The following is a 20,334-nucleotide window of genomic DNA, read 5'->3' as shown; positions in this document are numbered from 1 at the left end:
ACCCAAGCTAGGTCCGGGGTGTTTCAACGGCATGCGGTGAATGTGTCCGGCGGGTAAAAGACACCTCACGCCGCCCGAAACGCGTCCGTGATGCAGAAGTTAAGATCACGAAACATAAGGGAAACTGAAGCGAAACTGCGCTTGCCTAGTCTGGGTGGACACCTCGATTGAGAAGGCTGCAGAGCACCGACTGCGGCCCATGCGAAAGGCCCACAGTGACCGGACAGACTTCAAGCCCCCAGAACCAGGGCGCAGAGCGCACCCCAGCACCGCGCCGCGTCGTGGTTGCCGGCGGCGGCCCTGCCGCCCACCGTTTCGCCGACGCCATGCACGCCCGGGGCCTCGACGGCTGGCACGTCACCGTCCTCACCGAGGAAGCACACCTCCCCTACGACCGGGTCGCGTTGAGCAAAGCCCTCACCGACGCCGACGTCGACCTCACCCTGGGCGCCGCCTCGATGTGGGACCACGAGTCACTCTCACTGCAGACCGGCGAGCGCGTCACAGGCATCGACACCGCCGGCAGGACCGTGACCACGGCAGCCGGCACCGTGTACCCGTATGACGAACTGGTGGTCGCCACCGGCTCCGACGCCGCCCGCCTGCCGATCCCGGGCTCCGAACTTACCCACGTCTACCGCACGCTGGAAGACGTCCGGGCGATCAACAAGGCCATCGCGGAACTGACGGCGAAGCTGGGCCGCAAGGTCAACGCCGTCACCATCGGCGGCGGGCTGCTGGGCCTTGAATCGGCGGCCGGCACCGAGCAGCTCGGCGCCACCCCGATTGTCATCAACGGCTCCCCCTGGCTTATGAACACCCAGCTGGATGAGGGCGCCGGCCAGGCCCTGGGCCGCCTGATCGAGGCCAAGGGATTCACCGTCCACGGCGGAGTGTTCCCCTCCGAGGTCCTCTCCGACGACGACGGCCAGGTCACCGGCGTGCTCATGGCCGACGGCCGCATCATCGACGCCGACCTGGTGATCGTCGCGATCGGCGTCAAACCCCGCGACGAGTTGTTCCGCACCGCCAACGACACAACACCGCTGTTTGACCTCGGCCCGCGCGGCGGCGTTATCATCTCCGACGGCTGCGAAACACAGGTCCCCGGCATCTGGGCCATCGGCGAGGTCGCCAACTTCGGCGGGATGTGCCTGGGCCTCGTGGCACCCGCCAACACGATGGCGGAAATTGTCGCGGACCGGCTGCACGGCGGCGACGCGACCTTCCCCGGCTTCGACACCGCCACCAAGCTCAAGCTCTCCGGCGTCGACGTCGCCAGCTTCGGCGACGCCTTCGCCCGGACCGAGCACGCGCTGGAAATCGTCTACGCCGACCCCGCCCGCGGCGTGTACCAGAAGATCGTCACCACGGACGACGCCAAGACGCTGCTGGGCGGCATCTTCGTAGGCGACGCGGCCCCGTACACGTCCCTGCGCCCCATGCTGGGACGCGAACTCGCTGCCGAACCCGGCGCGTACCTCACCGCGGCCGGAGGCGGCGACGCCCCGGAGACCGAACTCCCGGACGACGCCATCCTCTGCTCCTGCAACAACGTGGCCGCCGGCAGCATCCGCGACGCCGTCAACGGCTGCGGCGCCTGCGAGGGCAACGCACCGGTCCGGGAGCTCGGCGAACTCAAGGGCTGCACACGCGCCGGAACCAGCTGCGGTTCCTGCGTGCCTATGCTCAAGAAGCTGCTGGAAGGCGAACTGACCAAGTCCGGCGTCGAAGTCTCCAAGGCCCTCTGCGAGCACATCGAACTGTCCCGCCAGGAACTCTTCGACGCCATCCGGGTCCTGGAGCTGACCTCCTTCGAGGAGATCATGGCCAAATACGGTACCGGGTCCGGCTGCGACATCTGCAAGCCGACCATCGCGAACATTCTGGCCAGCCAGAACAGCGCCTACGTCCTGGACGCGGGCCGCGGCACCCTGCAGGACACCAACGACCGTGCCCTGGCCAACATGCAGAAGGACGGTACCTACTCGGTGGTGCCGCGCATCGCCGGCGGCGAGATCACGCCGAAGAAGCTCGGAGTGATCGCCGCCGTCGCCGAGCAGTACGGCCTCTACACCAAAATCACCGGCGGCCAGCGGATCGACATGTTCGGCGCCCGGCTGGAGCAGCTGCCGGAAATCTGGAAGCTGCTGGTGGAGGCCGGCTTCGAATCCGGCCAGGCCTACGGCAAGAGCCTGCGCACCGTGAAGTCCTGCGTCGGCTCCACGTGGTGCCGCTTCGGAGTCCAGGACTCGGTGGCCATGGCCATCCAGCTTGAACTGCGCTACCGCGGCCTCCGCAGCCCGCACAAACTGAAGATGGGCGTCTCCGGCTGCGCCCGCGAATGCGCGGAGGCCCGGGGCAAGGATGTGGGCGTCATCGCCACCGCGGACGGCTGGAACCTCTACGTCGGCGGCAACGGCGGCGCCACCCCGGCCCACGCCCAGCTGCTGGCCAAGGACCTCGACGATGAAACCCTGATCAGGTACATCGACCGCTACTTCATGTACTACATCCGCACCGCCGACCGCCTGCAGCGCACCGCACGCTGGCAGGAGGAGCTCGACGGCGGCATCAAACACGTCGAGGACGTGGTGGTGCACGACACCCTGGGCATCGCCGCTGACCTCGAGGCAGCCATGGCCAAGCATGTGGACACCTACGTCGACGAATGGGCCGATACCCTCAAGGATCCCGAGCGCCTGCGCCGCTTCCGCTCCTTCGTGAACGCCCCGGACCAGAAGGACGATTCCATCACGTTCGTCTCCGACGAACGCGGCCAGATGCGACCGGCCACGGCCGAAGAAAAGGCGCTGGCCCTTCAGCAACCCGTGCTGATCGGCTCTTCGATTCCGGTCCGTGCCGCCACCCCGGAACTGCTCGACAAGAACGAGGTATAGCCATGCAGCTCAGCATCGATCTCACCGGACGCGAAGTCCTCGTCACCGGCTCGGACGCCGCCTCACGCCAGGCGGTCCGCCGCTACCGGGCCGCCGGCGCCGTGGTCTCCCGGCTGAGCAGCCCGGGCGGCGCCGGGCACGACGGCCCGCTGCCGGAGCGCCCCTTCCTGGTCGCCGCCGTCGACGACGGCCAGCCCGGCTGGGACGCCCTGCTGGAGCGCTGCCGTGAAACCGGCCTCCCGGTCGCCGTAGAACCCGCCGCCGGGCCCGCCGGCCATGTCACCCTGGTCGGCGGCGGGCCGGGCACCTCCGAGCTGCTGACCGTCGCGGCCGTCAAAGCGCTGCGGGACGCCGACGTGGTCTTCTACGACCGGCTGGCGCCGTATCAGGAACTGCCCGGGCTGAGCACGGCCGAGCTGGTGGATGTGGGCAAGCGCCCCGGCCACCACCCGGTCAGCCAGTCCGGCATCGAGGACCTCATGGTGGAAGCCGCCCTGGCCGGCAAGAACGTGGTCCGGCTCAAGGGCGGCGACCCGTACGTGTTCGGCCGCGGCGGCGAGGAAGTGGCTGCCTGCGTGAAGGCCGGAGTTCCCGTCCGGGTGATCTCCGGTGTCACCAGCGCCATCTCCGTCCCGGCCGCGGCCGGGATCCCGGTCACGCACCGCGAGGTCAGCCACATGTTCACCGTGGTCTCCGGCCACGCCCCGCTGACCGAGAAGGAACACACCCACCTCGCGGGGCTGGGCGGGACGATCGTGGTGCTGATGGGCATCGGCACCCTGCGCCAGCTCGCCGCCGGCCTGCGCCGGGCCGGGATGCGTGACGACATGCCGATGGCCGTCGTCGAGCGCGGCTACCGCCCCGGCCAGCGGACCACCATCGCCGAGCTGGGCACCATCACGACGGCGGCCGCGGATTGCTCCAACCCGGCCGTGCTGGTGATCGGCGACGTCGTCCGGGTGGCCGAGGCCAACCGGGGCTGCGCGGAGGCGGAAGCCGAACTTGACCGCCTGGCTGCTTCCCTGATGGGGGCGTGAGGGCCTTGAGCGCGCTCAACGCCATCACACCGGCGCTGCCCGGCACCGAAACAGCACGCGAAACGGCAGCCGAGCCCACACCGGAGGCCGCGGAGCTGCCGCTGGAGGGCTTCCGGATCGGAGTGACCTCGCACCGCAGGTCGCAGGACCTGATCGAGGCCTTGGAACGGCGCGGCGCCGAGGTGCTGCACGCCCCGGCGCTGAAGATCGCCCCGGTCCAGGAGGACCTGAGCCTGATCGAGGACACGCGCGCCATCATCGCTGCACGCCCGGAGCTGTGCATCGCCACCACCGCCTACGGGATGCGGCGCTGGTGCGAGGCCGCAGACACCTTCGGGATCGGCGAGCAGCTGCTCGAAACCCTCGGCGCCACCCGGATGTTCGTCCGCGGGCCCAAAGCCCGCGGCGCCGTCCGCGCGGCCGGACTGGCCGATGTCGGGATCAGCAGCGACGAAACCACCGCCACGCTCGTGGACATGCTCCTCGCCGAGGGCGTGCGCGGCAAGACCGTCGCCGTGCAGCTGCACGGCTACACAGACGTCCGGCAGCTCGAACGCCTCCGGATGTCCGGGGCAACGGTCCTGACCGTGACGCCGTACCGCTGGGTCAAGCCCGACGGCGCGGACCGGCTGCCGCGGCTGATCGAGGCCGCCTGCAGCGGGAACCTGGACGTGCTGACCTTCACCAGCGCCCCCGCGGTGGACGCCATGTGGAGCACCGCGCACGAGATGGGACTGTACAAACAGCTCGTGGACAGCCTGAAGACCAACGTCGCCACCGCCGTCGTCGGCCCCATCACGGCGCAGCCGCTCATCGACGCCGGCCTGCAGCCGCTGGTCCCGGACCGGTTCCGGATGGGCGCCCTGATCCGGCTGGTCGTGGAGCACCTGGCCCTGAACCATGTCCGCCGCCTGGATACCGCCTCGGGCCGCGTGGAACTCCGTGGCCGTTCACTGCGGATCGACGGCGACGCCGTGGAACTGGCTCCCGCCCCGCTGCTGCTGCTGCGCGCGCTGCTTGGAGCGGGCGGCGCCGTGCTGTCCCGTGAGTCGCTGTCCGAGCTGCTGGAACTCCGCGGTTCCGTCCATGCCCTGGACATGACGGTCAGCCGGCTGCGTTCGGCCCTGCCGGATGGCCGGCTCGTGGAAACCGTGGTGAAGCGCGGCTACCGGATCCGGGTGTGACCCACGCCATTACTGGCCGGTAAACATTGGCGAACGGACCGCGAAAATCCTGCAACACGGGGGAAACACGCCGGAAAGATCACCCGCCTACGCTGGGGACCATCAAGCAGTCAGGCCACACCACGGGCCACCAGCGAAAGGGCCTCACCATGTCCGCCACCTCCACCGTTTCAGCCGGCTCCGCCGACTCCGCAGCCCGGCCCCGGATTGTCATCGCCGGGGCCGGCCCGGCCGCGCAGGCCCTCGTCCGCCAGCTCACACGGACCCCTTTCGCAGGCGGCATCACGGTGCTCAGCAACCGGGATGACGCGCCCGACGAGCTCCTGGAGATCGCCGCACTCCCGCAGGTCTCCGTCCGCTTCGGCCAGCCGGCCAGCTACATCGATCCGGACAGCCGCTACGTCACGACGGCGGACGGCCTGGAGTTCAGCTACGACCAGCTGGTCATCGCGACGGGGTCCTCACCCGCCGGCGCGCCGCTGGCAGGGGAAGGCCGGTGCCTGAACTACGCCACCATCGACGACGCCGCCCTGCTGGGCGAGGCGGTCAAGGATGTCACGCGGGACCTTGGCCGGCGCCCGCTGGGCATCCTGGTGGGCACCGGGACGGCGGCCGGCCAGGCCGAGGCCGTGCTGCGGGCCCGCGGTGTCCGCCCCATCCGCACCACCCAGCGGCCGGCCGCCGTCGTTCCCACCCTCGCGGGCTCCACTCTCGCGGCTGCGGGGGTGGTGTTCGAGGACGGCTCCAGCATGGCCGGAGACCTTGTGGTGCTGGCCGAGGAGCCGATTGCCCGGGACGCCCTCGCGGTCAGCGCCGGGCTGAAAACCGCCCGCCAGGGCGGGATCGTGATCGGCCGCGACTTCCGCACGTCCGTCCCGGGGATCTGGGCCATCGGGGATGCCGCCGTGTTCGACGGCGTGCGCCTGGGACTGCTGGTGGCCGCCTCGTCCGCAGCGTCCGTCTGCGCCTCCCAGCTGCTCCAGGCCGGCCTGGCGGAGCCCCTCGCGGAAGCCGCCTGAGCCCCGGCGGCTGCCCTCTGCGGGTGCCCGTTGCGGCAGGCCCCGTTGTGGCAAGATAGACAACCTGAGAAGCCACGAAGGGACCACCATGAGCAACGAAGCCGCCGCGACTGCCGGAGAGACCACCTCCGCAACCACCAGCACTATCGCCTCCTACATCGACCACACCCTGCTCAAGCCTGAGGCCAGCGAGGCCGAGGTCCTCAAGGTGTGCGCCGAGGCCGCCGAGTACCGGTTCAAGTCGGTGTGCGTGAACCCGGTCTGGGTCAAGACGGTCAAGAAGGCCCTGAAGGGCTCAGGCGTGCTGACCTGCTCCGTCGTGGGTTTCCCGCTGGGCGCCACCCCGAGTGACGTCAAGGCTTTTGAGGCCCGCGGCGCCGTGCTGGACGGGGCCGAGGAGGTTGACATGGTGATCAACATTGCCGCGGCCCGGGCCAACGACAAGGGCGCCCTGGTGGACGACATCACCGCCGTCGCCGACGCCGTGCACGAAGGCGGCGCCATCCTGAAGGTCATCATCGAAACGGCGCTGCTGGATGACGCCCAGAAAGTGCTGGCCTGCGAAGCCGCGGTGGAGGCTGGCGCCGATTTCGTCAAGACCTCCACCGGTTTCAACGGCGGCGGAGCCACCGCCGACGACGTCGCGCTGATGCGCCGCACCGTGGGCCCGGACCTGGGCGTCAAGGCCTCCGGCGGGGTGCGTTCGCTCGCCGACGCACAGGCTATGATTGCTGCAGGTGCAACACGTATTGGCGCCAGCTCCGGCATCGCGATTGTCAAGGGTGAACAGGGTTCGTCCGCGTACTGACTGCTATCCGATAACAACCGGAGCTGCCACAGTTTTGAGCCCCACGGGGCCGAGGAGGAACGAATGTCCAGCAAGACCACCACCGCCACGACGCCGCAGAACGAGAACAGCCTCGGCTCCAGCATCATGCTGTTCGTCCTCATGATGGTCCTCTTCGGCGCTTCCCTGTACTCGCTGAGCTTCCTGACGCTGGGCAACCCGTGGCCGATGGCCGTCTGCCTGGTCCTGTTCGCCTTGGCCTTCTGGATTCCGCAGACCATCACCGGCCGCTCGGACTCCGCGGGCGAATTCTAAGCACCGGAAACCTTAGATAACTGAAGCCCCGGATCTTCCGGGGCTTCAGTCATTTAAGCGAGTGCAGTGTGGGCCGCACTGCGGCGGGCTACGCGGCGGCGAGCAGACCGAACAGGCCGTTGATCAAGCCGGTGCCCATGGCGACGGCGGCCGGCCAGTGCACCTTGGCCAGCGCCAGCGCCGCGCCGAACATGCCGATCATGGCGTAGGCGCTGACGGGGATCAGCACGAACCATTCCCGCCGCGAGCCGGCACGCCCCAGCAGCGGGATGGAAAACGCCCCGTTGGCCCTCCAGACGTTCCTGAGCAGCGGCAGTTTCCGCAACAGCTTCGGCGGCTTGATCACGATGGGCCAAAGCAGCGGCACTCCACCGGTGGTGATCATGTCCCCGACGATGTGGACCAGGACCCCGGTCAGCATCGAGACCGGCAGCCAGGTCCATTGGTGCGGCGCGAACCAGGTCACCAGCCCGGCCATGGTGAGGGCAAAAACCCAGTTGCTGATCCAGCCGTACTTGGGGAACAGCTTGAGGGCCTTCGCGGCGATGTTGATCATGAACATGCACAGCAGCCCGGCGCCCACCGACAGCAGCCCCCAGTCCGTCTGCAGCTGGAACTGCCCGGCCAGCGCCGCCAGCAGCACAAAGAACGCCGCACCCAGCAGGGAATGCGTGCCCTGCCGGTGCCCGCCGGAGACGTTTTCGATCCCGACGGCGATCACGTTCGACAGCGGCGGCAGCGAATGCGCCACCGTGCTGGAGCGGTGGTCCCAGTCGCAGACCAGGGCCGTTCCCGCCGTCGCCATCCCGCCGATCACTATCCCGGTCGCGTCCAGCGGATACCAGCCCAGTGCGTACGGCCCCGCCGAGGCGATAGCCACCCACGCCGCGGCTCCCGACGCGGCGTGGTGTCCTCCCATCAACGGTTAGCCCCCCGTCGGCGAGACGGGTACCGCTGCGTCGGAGAAGATGTTGCGGATGACGCCATTGGCCCATTCGAGGATTTCGGCGTCCTGCAGGTCGCGGCCGCCGATCCGGGCGGTCTTGGGCTTCGGGATGAGCACCGCGTCCAGGGCGGGCTTGGACTGCGAGCCGGGGTACATCCGGGTGAGCCGCATGAGTTTGGACTCCGGCAGCTGCGCCGGGGAGAACTTGATGAAGTTGCCCTGCAGCGCCACGTCGCTGAGCCCGGCTTCGCGGGCGCCCACCCGGAAGCGGGCGACGTCGATCAGGTTCTTCGCGGGCAACGGCAGCTCGCCGTAGCGGTCCACGAGTTCAGCGAGCACCTCCTCGATCGCCTCGTAGGTGATGGCCGAGGCGAGCTTGCGGTAGGCCTCGAGGCGCAGCCGTTCGCCCGGCACGTAGTCGTGCGGCAGGTGCGCGTTGACCGGCAGTTCGATCTTCATTTCCGCGGCCTTCTCCTCGGCCTCGCCCCTGTACTCCGCGACGGCCTCGCCCACCAGGCGGATGTAGAGGTCGAAGCCGACGCCCTGGATGTGGCCGGACTGCTCGCCGCCCAACAGGTTGCCGGCACCGCGGATCTCGAGGTCCTTCATGGCCAGCTGCATGCCGGCGCCGAGCTCGTTGTGCGTGGCCACGGCCTTGAGCCGTTCCAGCGCCACCTCGCCCAACGGCTTTTCCGAGGGATACAGGAAGTAGGCGTAGGCGCGTTCGCGGCCGCGGCCCACGCGCCCGCGCAGCTGGTGCAGCTGGGAGAGTCCGTACTTGTCCGCCCCGTCCACGATCAGGGTGTTGGCGTTGGAGATGTCCAGCCCGGTCTCGATGATGGTGGTGCAGACCAGGACGTCGAAGCGCTTTTCCCAGAAGTCCACGATGATCTGCTCCAGCCGGCTCTCGGACATCTGCCCGTGCGCCACTTCCACACGGGCTTCCGGCACGAGCTCGCGGATCTTCGCGGCGGTGCGGTCGATCGTGGAGACGCGGTTGTGCACGAAGAACACCTGGCCCTCGCGCATGAGTTCGCGGCGGATCGCGGCGGACGTCTGCTTGTCCGTGTACGGGCCGACATAGGTCAGCACCGGGTGCCGTTCCTCCGGCGGGGTGGCCAGGGTGGAGGTCTCGCGGATGCCGGTCAGCGACATCTCCAGGGTTCGGGGAATCGGAGTGGCACTCATCGCCAGGACGTCCACGTTGGTGCGCATCTTCTTGAGCGCCTCCTTGTGTTCGACGCCGAAACGCTGCTCCTCATCCACGATCACCAGGCCGAGGTCCTTGAACCCGAAGTCCTTGGACAGCAGCCGGTGTGTGCCGATCACCACGTCCACGGATCCGGCCTTGACTCCCTCGGCGGTCTCCTTGGCTTCCTTGCCGCTTTGGAAGCGGGACAGCGGCTTGACCACCAGCGGGAACCCGGAGAACCGTTCCGTGAACGTCTCATAGTGCTGCTGGGCCAGCAGGGTGGTCGGCACCAGCACGGCGACCTGCTTGCCGTCCTGGACCGCCTTGAACGCCGCCCGGACCGCGATCTCGGTCTTTCCGTAGCCGACATCGCCGGAGATCAGCCGGTCCATGGGGATCTCGCGCTCCATGTCCGCCTTGACCTCGTTGATGGTGGTCAGCTGGTCCGGGGTTTCCACGTACGGGAACGCTTCCTCGAGCTCGCGCTGCCACGGCGTGTCCGCGCCGAAGGCATAACCGCGGGAGGCCATCCGGGCCGAGTACAGCCGGATGAGCTCGCCGGCGATTTCCTTGACGGCCTTGCGCGCCTTGGACTTGGTACTGGCCCAGTCCGCGCCGCCCATCTTGCTCAGCGCCGGGGTGTCCCCGCCGACGTAGCGGGTGACCTGGTCCAGCTGGTCGGTGGGCACAAAGAGCCGGTCGCCCGGGGCGCCGCGTTTGGACGGCGCGTATTCCAGGACCAGGTATTCGCGCACACCATCCCCGCCACCAGCAACTTTGCGCTGGATCAGCTCCACAAACCGTCCAATGCCGTGCTGTTCGTGCACCACGGAGTCCCCGGCCACCAGCTGCAGCGGATCCACGGCGTTCCTGCGCTTCGACGGCATCCGGCGCATGTCCTTCGTGGAACCGGCGGAGGTGCGGCCCAGCAGGTCAGCCTCGGTCAGCAGCGCCAGCTTGAGCGGCTCCAGGACAAACCCGCGGCCGACGGCGGCGGTGGTCACCTCGATCAGCCCGGCCGTGGGCTCGTCGTCGAGGGTGTCCACCCGGGCGCACGGGATGTCATTGTCGTGGAAGAGTTCCGCGAGCCGCTGGGCGGGGCCGGGGCCTTCGGTGACCACGACGATCCGCCACTGCTCGCGGACGTGGGAGCCGATGAAGTCCATCATTTCGGCGACGTCGCCCTGGTAGCCGCGGGGTTCGCGGGCATGCAGGTTCAGGACGTCGACGTCGGGAAGCAGCTCTTCATCGGTGGCCAGCGAGGTGATGGACCACCAGGACACCTCGTGCGCAAGGGCTGCCGAGCGGGTTTCGGTGAGCGAGCGGAAGCTGGCGGAGTGCAGGGCCGCCGACGCTTGGGAACTCAGGTCAAGGGGTGCTGTGCCGCCGTCGGACGCCGTTGACCACGCCGCCTCGAGGAACTCCTCGTTCGTGGCGGCGAGGTCATGGGCACGGGTCCGGACCTTCTCCGGTTCGATCACCACCGCCATGGAACCGGCCGGGAACTGGTCCAGGAACGGCACCATGGCGTCCACCAGCACCGGGGCCAGCGATTCCATGCCTTCCACGGCGATGCCGCCGGCGATCTTCTCCAGCATGTCCGCGGCGGCCGGCAGCTGGGACTTCAGCGTCGCGGCACGCGACATCACGGAGGGGGTGATGAGGATTTCGCGGCACGGCGGGGCGTGCAGTTCGGTGGGGTGGTGCACCCCGGGCGCTGTCAGCGAGCGCTGGTCGGCGACGGCGAACCAGCGCATCTGGTCCACCTCGTCACCAAAGAACTCCACCCGGATGGGGTGGTCCTCGGTGGGCGGGAAAACATCCAGCATCCCGCCGCGGACGGCGAATTCGCCGCGCCGGGTCACCATGTCCACGCGGGCGTAGGCTGCGTCCGCGAGGCTGCGGACCACATCGCTGAACGGGACGTCCTGGCCCACCTTCAGGGTGACCGGAACCAGTTCGCCCAGTCCTGCGACGATCGGCTGGACGACGGCCCGGACCGGGGCGACGACGACGCGCAGGGCGCTGGCGGATGTTTCGGGGTGCGCGAGCCGGCGCAGGACGGACAGGCGCCGGCCTACCGTGTCCGAGCGCGGTGAGAGTCGTTCGTGCGGGAGTGTTTCCCAGCTGGGGAACTCGGCGACGGCGTCGGCGGGGAGGAACGCGCGCAGCGCTTCGGTGAGGTCCTCGGCTTCGCGGCCGGTGGCGGTGACGGCCAGGACGACGGGTGCACGGCGGCTGGCGCCGTCCTCCGGGATGTCCCCTGCTGTGTTTTCCAGCCCGTCCGCCATTTCCGCGAGCAGCGCCGAGCGCAGGCCGGCGGGGGCGCTGATCTGATAATCCTCGCTGCGCGCGGCGAACCCGCGGGCGGCTTCGGCCCGGACGCGGGCGAAATTCCGGTCTTCGGCGAGGACACGGCGCAGACCGGTGAGTGAGGGGCCGTTGAGGCTCATGGCGGAAGCTCCTGGAGGGATCACGGGGTTGCAGGCAACACGAATAGCCGAAATTCGCGAGAATCCCGGGTGCTCCCAGCCTACCGCCCCGTAACCCCCGGCGGCACGCGCCGGGGTGCGGACCCGACGCCGGCTCGACCCGCTGCACCAGGACGCGGCGGCATTAGGACAGCGCACCAGGACCCGCCCGCACAAAGACAGGCCCCGGAAGCTCCGGGGCCTGTCTTTTATCCTCCTTGGAGTCGAGTGCTGCTAGCCGAGGTACGCGCCCCTGGCCGGGGTGTAGTTGATGTTGCCGCCCTGGAAGCGCTGGGTGCACCCCCCGCCGGCCAGGCCGCAGTTCTCGCCCGTGACGGGGTATCCCAGCCGGCCCTTCTCATAGCCGAGGCTTCCCCACAGGGTCCGAATCGCACCCCATGTTGCCTGCGCTCCCGTGGCGGACGTCCAGTGGATGTCGCCGCCCTGGAACTTCTGGTAGCACCCGTTGTTCTTCAGGCCGCAGACCTCGCCACCTGTNGTTGCCTGCGCTCCCGTGGCGGACGTCCAGTGGATGTCGCCGCCCTGGAACTTCTGGTAGCACCCGTTGTTCTTCAGGCCGCAGACCTCGCCACCTGTSGGGTAGCCCAGCTTGCCGTTCTCGTAGCTGAGGCTTGCCCAACGGGTCTTGATCGCCCCGTASGTTGCCTGCGCTCCCGTGGCGGACGTCCAGTGGATGTCGCCGCCCTGGAACTTCTGGTAGCACCCGTTGTTCTTCAGGCCGCAGACCTCGCCACCTGTNGTTGCCTGCGCTCCCGTGGCGGACGTCCAGTGGATGTCGCCGCCCTGGAACTTCTGGTAGCACCCGTTGTTCTTCAGGCCGCAGACCTCGCCACCTGTCGGGTAGCCCAGCTTGCCGTTCTCGTAGCTGAGGCTTGCCCAACGGGTCTTGATCGCTCCGTAGGTTGCCTGCGCTCCCGTGGCCGGCGACCAGTGGATGTCGCCGCCCTGGAACTTCTGGTAGCACCCGCCGTCCTTGATGCCACAGACCACCGGTCCGGTGGCTGCCCCCAGCTTCGGCGTGATGGCCGCCCGGGCCGCGATCAAAGGTGTCGCTATCGCAGCCGGACCCGTGACCGCCGCAGCGGGTGTCACCACATTCGATGCCGCGGACCTTGCGCTGGTGCCGCCTGCATTGACTGCCTCAACCTGGAAGTTGTAGGCGGTGCCGTTGTTCAGGCCCACCACCACCAGGCTCGTTTCCGTGGCGGCAATGCCTTCGACGGTCCGGACATCGGTGGTGCCTGTGCGGACCACGATGTTGATCGACTCGGCACCGGCAGGTGCCGCGAAGCGCACCGTCGCCGTGGTGTTGCCGCCAACTGCCGTGGGGGCAGCAGGGGCAGCGGGCGCCTGGACAGCGGCCGGGACAACATCGATGGTCTGGTCGGAGAACCGCAGCTTCTCAACGTTGGTGATCCGGTCAGTGCCATCCTCCGCCCTGCCGCCTACATGCTCCACGGTGGTGACGCCGTCGACGGTGTTGATGTCGTACTCAGCCATCGCCCCGGAGAACACGGCCGTGTCGACATCGGATGCGCCCGGGGTGGAGAGGATCTCCCGGACGATCCTGACATTGCCGGGATCGATCCTGCCCGCCATGATGTCGGCCTGGAGCCCGGTCAGGGTCGTGACGGTCCTGACCTGTTCGCCCGCGGCGTTGACAACACTGAGCCGGACGTTGAGCCACTTGTCGCCGTCGATGATGTCATCGGCGCCGTTGCCCCAGATCTCGTCGCTGCCGGAGCCGCCGATGATGATGTTGCCAGCGCCGAAGGTGGTGGCACCCGCAGGCAGCAGGCCCGCCAGTCCGTTGATCCGCGCAATGCCCGCCGCGTCCAGCGTGTTGGTCAGGCCATCGACGTTGACCTCGGTGTTGGGCACGGACGGCACCTCGTCGTCGCCGCGGAGCACGTCGTTCTTGTCCCAGCCCGAGAGGGCCTCGACCAGGAGGAAGCGGTCCTTGAGGGCGTTCGGCCCGTCGACGATGATCTGGCGCATGTCCGAATCGGCCGGTTCGATCGAGCGGGCGTGGGTGACCCAGTCGAAGCCGAAGACACCGTGGTTGCGTTCGATGCCGGGGCCGGCGACCATAATGTCGTCGCCGCCTTCGGCGTCGTAGTCGTCCTCACCGGAATCACCGATCAGGACGTCGTGGCCCGGAGCGTTGATGTCGTCGAAGAACGGTGCGCCGCTGTCACCCTGCAGCAGGTCGTTGGAGTTTCCGCCTTCCTGCCAGTCATCGCCGCCGCCGCCGAACACTGCGTCCGGTCCGTCGCCGGACAGGACCAGGTCGTTGCCTTCACCAGCGAACGTTTCGTTGCTGTTGAGGCCGCCGTTGGAGAAGTCGTCGCCCTCACCGGACATGACGATGTCCAGGCCGGGTCCGGCGTCGATCGCGTCGTTGCCGGGTCCGCCCTTGAGGACGTCATCGCCGTGGGAATCAGTGACCCGGTCGTTGCCTTCGCCGCCGAGCACGACGTCGGCGCCGTCGCTGCCTTCGATGATGTCGTTGCCGCCGTTGCCCCAGATGGTGTCGTTGTCGATGCCACCCCAGATCCTGTCCCCCGCCAGTGCGGGATCCTGGGGGGCGGCGTCGTCCCGTCCGTTGTAGGTGGCCTGGGCATTCAGCCCGGCACGGTCAACCGTGTTGCTGACGCGGTAACGGATGGTACCGTCCGCCATCCGCATGAGGAGCGCCGCTTCGTCGCAGGACGAGGCCGGATCATCGGCCACCGAGTTGCCGGTGGTTGCGGTGATGTTGGCCATCTCGAACTCGCAGTCCGCGACGCCGAACACGTCAGCCTTGAGGGCCGATGCATCGGTGTTGCGCATGATGAGCTCGGACAGGGAGTTGCCTTCCAGCTGGGTCCGCAGGTTCAGGCCCGAGGTGCGGGAAAGGTAGTACAACCGGTCCCCGTCCTGGAGGTCCGTCATCTGGCGTTCAAAGATGTAGTTGAACGTCGAGCCCAGCAGTCCGCCGAAGAGGTTCTGGTATTCGGCGAGCCCGCCCACCCAGAGGTCGACGTTATTCAGGCCGGTGGGCTGTGTTTCCCAGGCGCCGGTGCTGTTGACGAACTCGAAGGAGTCAGCCGGTGTCGCGGCGTCCCCCGTGTTCATATCGAACAACCGCTGGGCAGCCTCCCGCTTGCCGGTGACCGACGTTGCGGCCGTGATGGTCGGGTGGGTGCCGTAGGCGGCCATGAAGTTGACCACGGAATCCGGGTGCTTCAGGTTCTGGCCGAAATCCACCCAGCTGGTGTACGGCTTCAGCGAGGACTCGCCGGTGCTCTTGTACAGCTGGGAGCGGAAGTTGTTCAGGGACGGGATGCCGGTATCACGGCCGCGGGCCAGGTTCAGCGAGGCAAGGTCCAGGGGCAGGCCCAGGACGTTGTTCCGCAGGGTGTCGGTCACGAACTCGTCGAGTTCCGCACCCACCTGGTCCGTCATGCCCATGGCGATGGCCCCCGCAGCCTGCTTCGGGTTCAGGGTGCCCCCGGTGCTGGCGTAGTAGGCCGTCGGATTGAGGAAGGCGTCCAGCAGCGGCATGCCGATGTCGGTGCCGTTGTTGGTCTTCCGGTCAATCGTCTCGGTCAGCATCGAGTGCCCGAACCGGTAGGTGGCGTGGGCGAACTCGGCCTTGATCGCAGGGTCGATGCCGGTGTCCGACTGGGTGAACACGTTGAAGCCATTGATACCCGGCTGGATCTTGCGCGCAAAGTCCTCGAAGACGATGTGCTGGTATTCCATCTCCGTGACATAGCGCGCGGCCTGGAACAGGCGTTCACCGTTCCACGCCCCGTTGGCGAGCTTCCACTCGTTCAGGTCGATGTTCTGCGTCGTGACCAGGTTCTGCATGTAGCCGACCAGCCGGTTGTGCTCCGAGTGGAACACCTGGTGGATCGCCGTCAGGCCGATGTTCTCGTTGACGCGTCCGTCGCCGGCGATGAAATGTGCCGCCAGCTGCTCGTTGTCATAGGTTCCCGGAGTAGCCAACGGCTGGGCGACCGGGTTGAGGTCACTATCGCCATCGGCTGTCAGCGGAGCACCGGTCTGGGAGTTGAACGGCGCCGCGTTGTGCGCGATGTCGTCCAGGAAGGCGATGCCGATGCGCTTGACGTTGGCCGGCGGGGCCACCGGGGTGGTCAGGTTGCCCTCAACCCGGCCCGTGGCGGTCTCGTACTGCGGGAGGCCGTTGGGCCCGCGCAGGAAGCGGCCGTACTGGTCCGTTGCGATCTTGGGGATGTCAGCCACGTCATAGTCCGACAGGTCCAGGCCCAGGAGCTCCCGGGCCTGCTTCTCGACGTGCGCCCAGGTGGCCATGCCGCCCGGTTCGCCCTCGATCAGTTCGCCGGTGGCAACCGGCTTGTTGCCGGCCAGGACGTATTCACGCAGGAACACCTGGTGCGAGGGGTGGGACGCGTAGGTCTGGCTCTGGTCCACCCACGGCGAATCGGTGTTCGTGGCGTCCTGGACGTCGTCAGCGTTGCCCAGGATCCCGTCGGCACCGGCCTGGTTCTCGGCCCGGTTCAGCAGCATGAAGTTCGTGCGCCCGCCCGGAACGTAGAGCGGGTCGTCCTCGGCCAGCGGCATCATGACGTAGTTCTTGGTCTTCTTCGTGAAGTCCACGCCGTGATCGAAGAACTGCCCGAACAAGGCGAACATGCCGTTGTAGGGCGGTGAGAGCCCGAAGTCGGTGGTGACGTTCGGGATGTCAAGAGTCTCACCCTCGGCCACGCAGCCCGCCGGCAAGCCTGCGCCATCGCAGGGCACCGCCGTCGGGCTGTCATTGACCGTGCGGTGCGCCTTGCCGGAAGCGGCAACGGCGGCCGGGTTGGTGACTGTCTGGTCCACGATCACGTTGCTGACGAAACGCGGGGTGCCGTCCGTAACGTTGGAATTCACTGATTTGTAGTTCTGGCCGGCGGCCGGCGTGCGCCACTCAGGATCCGCGAGGCGCGGGAAGACCCGGCTTGCGGAACCGAAATCGTTCTGGCCCTCCACCAGGTTATTCTCCGTGCCGTCTACGGTGCGGAGGCCGTAGGGCAGCAGCGGGTTGGCAATCTGGTTGGGCCCCAAGCCCATCAGCGGCGCGCCCGGGACATCGTTGCCCTGGGCGTCCTCCTTGGTGGCATGGTTCTCGGCGATCTTGATCTGTTTCAAAATGAACCGCATGTCACCGGCATTGAGCGTGAATCCTTGACCGGTCGGCGCTGCGGATACCGCCGGCGCCAGAACAGTCGGCACAACCCCCGCGCTTAGCAGGAGAGCGAGGGCACCGGCCGCGAACTTGCGCGTGACACCCGGTGCCTTCCCTCTATTCGGGGGATTGCCGACCCCCCCTCGGGTCTTGCGATGTTTCGCCATGATCTTCCTCCATTTACTCATGCCGGCTCCCCCCTGAATGTGGTCGCTCGGTGCACTGGATGGCCACAGCCTCGTCGTGGTGCCTTTGGAAATTCTTGGGACGTGTGGGCCGACGGAGGCGGAGGGTGGTAGAGAAAGACGTAATGCTCCCTGTGACTGATGGGATCTGGCTGCGAAGCAGCCACAGGAGCGGGCGAGGCTTCGCCGAACGGTCCGGCGCCGTGATTGCTAAGCTTGCTGTCCACGCTGTACCACCTCCGAGGAGACTCCATGAGCGACAATCCACGCACGGTGCTGGTCACCGGTGCGACCGGCTACATCGGCGGGCGGCTGGTACCCCGGCTGCTGGACGCCGGGCACACGGTCAAGGTCCTGGCCCGGACGCCGGCGAAGATCGCCGGGGTGCCCTGGCTGGCGGACGTCGAAGTGGTCCAAAGCAGCCTCGACGACGGCGATGCCTTGCGCGAGGCCCTGGACGGCGTCGACGTTCTCTACTATCTGGTCCATTCCATGGCCGCCGGGGCGGGATTCGAAGCCACGGAAAAGGAAATGGCCGGGACCGCGGCGCGGGCCGCAGCCGACGCCGGCGTGGGCAGGATCGTTTACCTGGGCGGCCTGCACCCCGCCAGTGCCAAACTCTCCACCCACATGAGGTCCCGCGAAGCCGTGGGCAAGGTCTTCCTGGACAGTCCGGTGGACGCCATCGTTTTCCAGGCCGGCGTCGTGATCGGTTCCGGCTCGGCGTCGTTCGAGATGATCCGGCACTTGTCCGAGACGCTCCCGGTGATGCCCGCCCCCAGCTGGGTGCGCAACAAGATCGAAGCGATCGCCGTCCGCGATGTGTTGCACTACCTCGTCGGCGCAGCAGCGCTCGAAGGCCCGATTAACCGCACTTTTGACATCGGATCGCGCCAGGTCCTCAGTTACGCCGGGATGATGCAGGAATACGCCGCCGAGGCCGGGCTTCCCCGGCGCTGGGTCCTCGCGTTACCGGTACCCGCTCCGAAACTCGCCGGACTGTGGGTTGCGCTGGTTACCCCGATTCCGCTGTCGATGTCCCTCCCGCTCGTGGAGTCCCTCCAGCACGACGCCGTCTCCCGGGAACACGATATCGATGCGTACATCCCGCTGCCCGACGGCGGGCTGACGCCCTACCGCCGCGCTGTGGCCCTTGCCCTGGGCAAGGAGCGCGACGGCCAGGTGGAGACAACCTGGGCCAGCGCGGGGGCGGACGCCGATCCCCTGCCCAGCGACCCGGATTGGGCCGGTCACCGCGTATACCTCGACGAGCGCACCTACTCCAGTCCGGTGGACCCGAAGTACGTCTGGACCATCATCGAAGGGATTGGCGGCAGCAACGGCTGGTATTCGCTGCCGCTGGCGTGGCGCGTCCGCGGCTGGCTGGACAAACTCACGGGCGGGGCCGGCCTGCTTCGGGGACGGCGGCACCCGCATCAGCTGGCCGAAGGAGAGGTGGTGGACTGGTGGCGGGCCGAACGGATCGACCGCGGCCGGCTGCTCCGGCTGCGGGCCGAAATGCGGGCGCCGGGCCGGGCCTGGCTGGAGCTCTCGGTGGAGCCGGAGGGAACCGGCAGCCGGTACCGGCAGCGGGCGATCTTCTTCCCAAAGGGTCTCGGCGGGCGGTTGTACTGGCTGGCCGTCCTGCCGTTCCACAGCCTCATCTTCCCTGCCATGTCGCGCAACATCACGGCCGCGGCGAAGGATCTCCGGGATCTCGAATCGGAGCCTGCCGGACACACCGCGTAGGATGTTTGGAGCCCGAATCGACCAGTTCCACTCCACGGAGGACCCCCTATGGCTTTGAGTGCATCCACCAACCTTCCGCACAGCGTCGACCGCGTCACCGCTGTTTTCGTGAACGAAGACTTCCTGCGCCACACAAGCGAGCTCGTCGGCGGCACTCTCGAATCCTTTGCCGTCGACGGCGACACGGCCGGCGCTTTCAACACGACCACGGTGCGTACCATCCCGACCACCCGCATGCCGGACCTCGCCCGGAAGTTCGTCGGCGAAAGCCTCAAGGTGACGCAGCTCGAGGCCTGGGACGCCCCCGCCGCCGATGGCTCCCGGCTCAGCAACATCACCCTGAAGGTCTCCGGCGCCCCGCTGGACGTCACCGCCGTCCAGCGTCTGGTCTCCGACGGCGGCAGCACACGGATCGAGCTTGAGGGCACCGTGACGTCCTCGGTTCCGTTCCTGGGCGGCAAGATCGCCGAAGCGGCCGAACCGATGGTGGGCAAGGCCCTGAACATCCAGTCCACGCAGGCCCAGGCCTGGCTCGAAAGCCACTAGCGCATGGAGCTGCCGGCAGTCCTGTCCGTCGTCCTGATCGTGGCCGGCGTGTGGTCCCTCGCGGTCTGGCCGCAGTTCCTGCGCCGGGTGATGAAGGACCCCAGATCCCGCGACGCGAACGGCAAAGCCACCCGTTTCCTCACCGTCCACGTCGTTCTCGTCAGCATTTCCCTGCTGCTGGGGGCGGCGACGGCGGCCATCGGGATTGCCGGCCTCATCGGCTAGCCGGGCATCACCCGGGCCGCAGGCCTTCAGCACAACAGCCCGGCGCCCGTACAGGGCGCCGGGCTGTTGTGTGTTTGGCTAGGGTGCCGGTGTGCTGGGGGCCAGCGCCTGGGCGAGGGCGTCCTCGGCCGCCACCCAGGAAATCATGGCGCACTTCACCCGGGCGGCGTATTTCGAAACACCTTCAAAGGCTGACGCGTCACCGAGGATTTCAGGATCTGCGGCCAGTTTCCCGCGGGACCGAAGGACTTCGCGGAAATGGTCAATGACCTCCGTGAAGCTGCCCACCTCCATCCCCTCGGCAAGGTCGGCCAGCACGGAGGCCGACGCCATGGAAATCGAACAACCGGCCCCGTCCCACCGCAACTGGGCGACCTTTCCCTCCGACACCGCCACGCGGACCGTGATCTCATCCCCGCAGACAGGATTGAGCTGGTGGGACTGGCCTGACGGCATCCCGGCCGGAACCGGCGTCTCCGCCAGTCCGCTGCCGGTACGCAGTTTGGCGTGTTCCAGAATGATCTGCTGGTACAGCTGTTCAAGGCTCATGCGCGGCAGTC

Annotated in this window: 13 protein-coding genes and 2 pseudogenes; 9 read left to right on the top strand and 6 right to left on the bottom strand. The window is 67.9% G+C overall.

Annotation, left to right across the window (positions count from 1 at the left end; all coding sequences use genetic code 11):
• Positions 1-215 precede the first annotated feature (215 nt).
• From nirB to ASE96_RS17130, 6 genes are all read left to right on the top strand, one after another.
• On the top strand, positions 216-2,900 hold the full coding sequence (nirB, locus tag ASE96_RS17155; protein WP_056433220.1) for a nitrite reductase large subunit NirB: 2,685 nt from the start codon (positions 216-218) through the stop codon (positions 2,898-2,900).
• Between the two features lie 2 nt (positions 2,901-2,902).
• Complete coding sequence (gene cobA, locus ASE96_RS17150) at positions 2,903-3,937, top strand: uroporphyrinogen-III C-methyltransferase (protein ID WP_056433217.1); 1,035 nt, start codon at positions 2,903-2,905, stop codon at positions 3,935-3,937.
• 35 nt (positions 3,938-3,972) lie between these two features.
• Positions 3,973-5,121 (top strand): uroporphyrinogen-III synthase, encoded by a 1,149-nt coding sequence (locus ASE96_RS17145; RefSeq protein ID WP_156367653.1) that lies wholly within the window; start codon positions 3,973-3,975, stop codon positions 5,119-5,121.
• Between the two features lie 149 nt (positions 5,122-5,270).
• Positions 5,271-6,140 carry an FAD-dependent oxidoreductase gene (locus ASE96_RS17140; protein WP_056433214.1) on the top strand — a complete coding sequence of 290 codons (870 nt, stop codon included), beginning with the start codon at positions 5,271-5,273 and terminating at the stop codon, positions 6,138-6,140.
• An 88-nt stretch (positions 6,141-6,228) separates the two neighbouring features.
• Entirely contained in the window at positions 6,229-6,948 is a 720-nt protein-coding gene (deoC, locus tag ASE96_RS17135) for a deoxyribose-phosphate aldolase (protein ID WP_056433213.1), read from the top strand.
• 63 nt (positions 6,949-7,011) lie between these two features.
• A complete protein-coding gene (locus ASE96_RS17130; RefSeq protein ID WP_056433212.1) occupies positions 7,012-7,242 on the top strand; it encodes a hypothetical protein in 231 nt (76 codons plus the stop codon).
• An 88-nt stretch (positions 7,243-7,330) separates the two neighbouring features.
• Here ASE96_RS17130 and ASE96_RS17125 read toward each other — a convergent pair whose 3' ends face one another.
• The 5 genes and pseudogenes from ASE96_RS17125 to ASE96_RS17115 all read right to left on the bottom strand — a co-directional run.
• A complete protein-coding gene (locus ASE96_RS17125) occupies positions 7,331-8,161 on the bottom strand; it encodes a metal-dependent hydrolase (RefSeq protein ID WP_056433211.1) in 831 nt (276 codons plus the stop codon).
• A gap of 6 nt (positions 8,162-8,167) precedes the next feature.
• Positions 8,168-11,833 carry a transcription-repair coupling factor gene (mfd, locus tag ASE96_RS17120; RefSeq protein WP_056433210.1) on the bottom strand — a complete coding sequence of 1,222 codons (3,666 nt, stop codon included), beginning with the start codon at positions 11,831-11,833 and terminating at the stop codon, positions 8,168-8,170.
• Between the two features lie 252 nt (positions 11,834-12,085).
• A pseudogene (locus ASE96_RS19845) lies at positions 12,086-12,349 on the bottom strand (LGFP repeat-containing protein); the annotation flags it as partial.
• Position 12,350: 1 nt separating this feature from the next.
• Positions 12,351-12,610, bottom strand: a pseudogene (locus tag ASE96_RS19840) (LGFP repeat-containing protein); the annotation flags it as partial.
• Between the two features lies 1 nt (position 12,611).
• Positions 12,612-16,192: peroxidase family protein (locus tag ASE96_RS17115; RefSeq protein WP_326952802.1), on the bottom strand; the 3,581-nt coding region annotated here is incomplete at its 3' end.
• A 1,314-nt stretch (positions 16,193-17,506) separates the two neighbouring features.
• On the opposite strand from ASE96_RS17115, the gene ASE96_RS17110 reads away from it, so the two are divergent.
• Genes ASE96_RS17110 through ASE96_RS17100 form a run of 3 tightly spaced genes read left to right on the top strand, consistent with a single transcriptional unit; the run spans position 17,507 to position 19,774 of the window.
• The gene (locus ASE96_RS17110; protein WP_082492820.1) at positions 17,507-19,003 is read left to right on the top strand and encodes an SDR family oxidoreductase; all 1,497 of its coding nucleotides are present in this window, start codon (positions 17,507-17,509) and stop codon (positions 19,001-19,003) included.
• Between the two features lie 48 nt (positions 19,004-19,051).
• Complete coding sequence (locus tag ASE96_RS17105; protein ID WP_056433204.1) at positions 19,052-19,549, top strand: DUF2505 domain-containing protein; 498 nt, start codon at positions 19,052-19,054, stop codon at positions 19,547-19,549.
• 3 nt (positions 19,550-19,552) lie between these two features.
• Positions 19,553-19,774: an SCO4848 family membrane protein gene (locus tag ASE96_RS17100; protein ID WP_056433203.1), complete on the top strand. Its 222-nt coding sequence runs from the start codon at positions 19,553-19,555 to the stop codon at positions 19,772-19,774.
• A 78-nt stretch (positions 19,775-19,852) separates the two neighbouring features.
• Here ASE96_RS17100 and sufU read toward each other — a convergent pair whose 3' ends face one another.
• Positions 19,853-20,323, bottom strand: coding sequence for a Fe-S cluster assembly sulfur transfer protein SufU (sufU, locus tag ASE96_RS17095; protein WP_056433202.1), 471 nt, complete (start codon positions 20,321-20,323; stop codon positions 19,853-19,855).
• Positions 20,324-20,334 lie beyond the last annotated feature (11 nt).

Origin of the sequence: Arthrobacter sp. Leaf69 (assembly GCF_001422645.1) — a bacterium.
In the GTDB taxonomy this organism is placed as follows: domain Bacteria; phylum Actinomycetota; class Actinomycetes; order Actinomycetales; family Micrococcaceae; genus Arthrobacter.
This window is presented reverse-complemented; position numbering and strand designations above follow the sequence as displayed.

Bases quoted from the DNA above. Each gene is read 5' to 3' on its own strand.
- cobA (WP_056433217.1), top strand. From the start codon at position 2,903: ATGCAGCTCAGCATCGATCTCACCGGACGCGAAGTCCTCGTCACCGGC.
- ASE96_RS17140 (WP_056433214.1), top strand. From the start codon at position 5,271: ATGTCCGCCACCTCCACCGTTTCAGCCGGCTCCGCCGACTCCGCAGCC.
- deoC (WP_056433213.1), top strand. From the start codon at position 6,229: ATGAGCAACGAAGCCGCCGCGACTGCCGGAGAGACCACCTCCGCAACC.
- ASE96_RS17130 (WP_056433212.1), top strand. From the start codon at position 7,012: ATGTCCAGCAAGACCACCACCGCCACGACGCCGCAGAACGAGAACAGC.
- ASE96_RS17125 (WP_056433211.1), bottom strand. From the start codon at position 8,161: ATGGGAGGACACCACGCCGCGTCGGGAGCCGCGGCGTGGGTGGCTATC.
- mfd (WP_056433210.1), bottom strand. From the start codon at position 11,833: ATGAGCCTCAACGGCCCCTCACTCACCGGTCTGCGCCGTGTCCTCGCC.
- ASE96_RS17110 (WP_082492820.1), top strand. From the start codon at position 17,507: ATGAGCGACAATCCACGCACGGTGCTGGTCACCGGTGCGACCGGCTAC.
- ASE96_RS17105 (WP_056433204.1), top strand. From the start codon at position 19,052: ATGGCTTTGAGTGCATCCACCAACCTTCCGCACAGCGTCGACCGCGTC.
- ASE96_RS17100 (WP_056433203.1), top strand. From the start codon at position 19,553: ATGGAGCTGCCGGCAGTCCTGTCCGTCGTCCTGATCGTGGCCGGCGTG.
- sufU (WP_056433202.1), bottom strand. From the start codon at position 20,323: ATGAGCCTTGAACAGCTGTACCAGCAGATCATTCTGGAACACGCCAAA.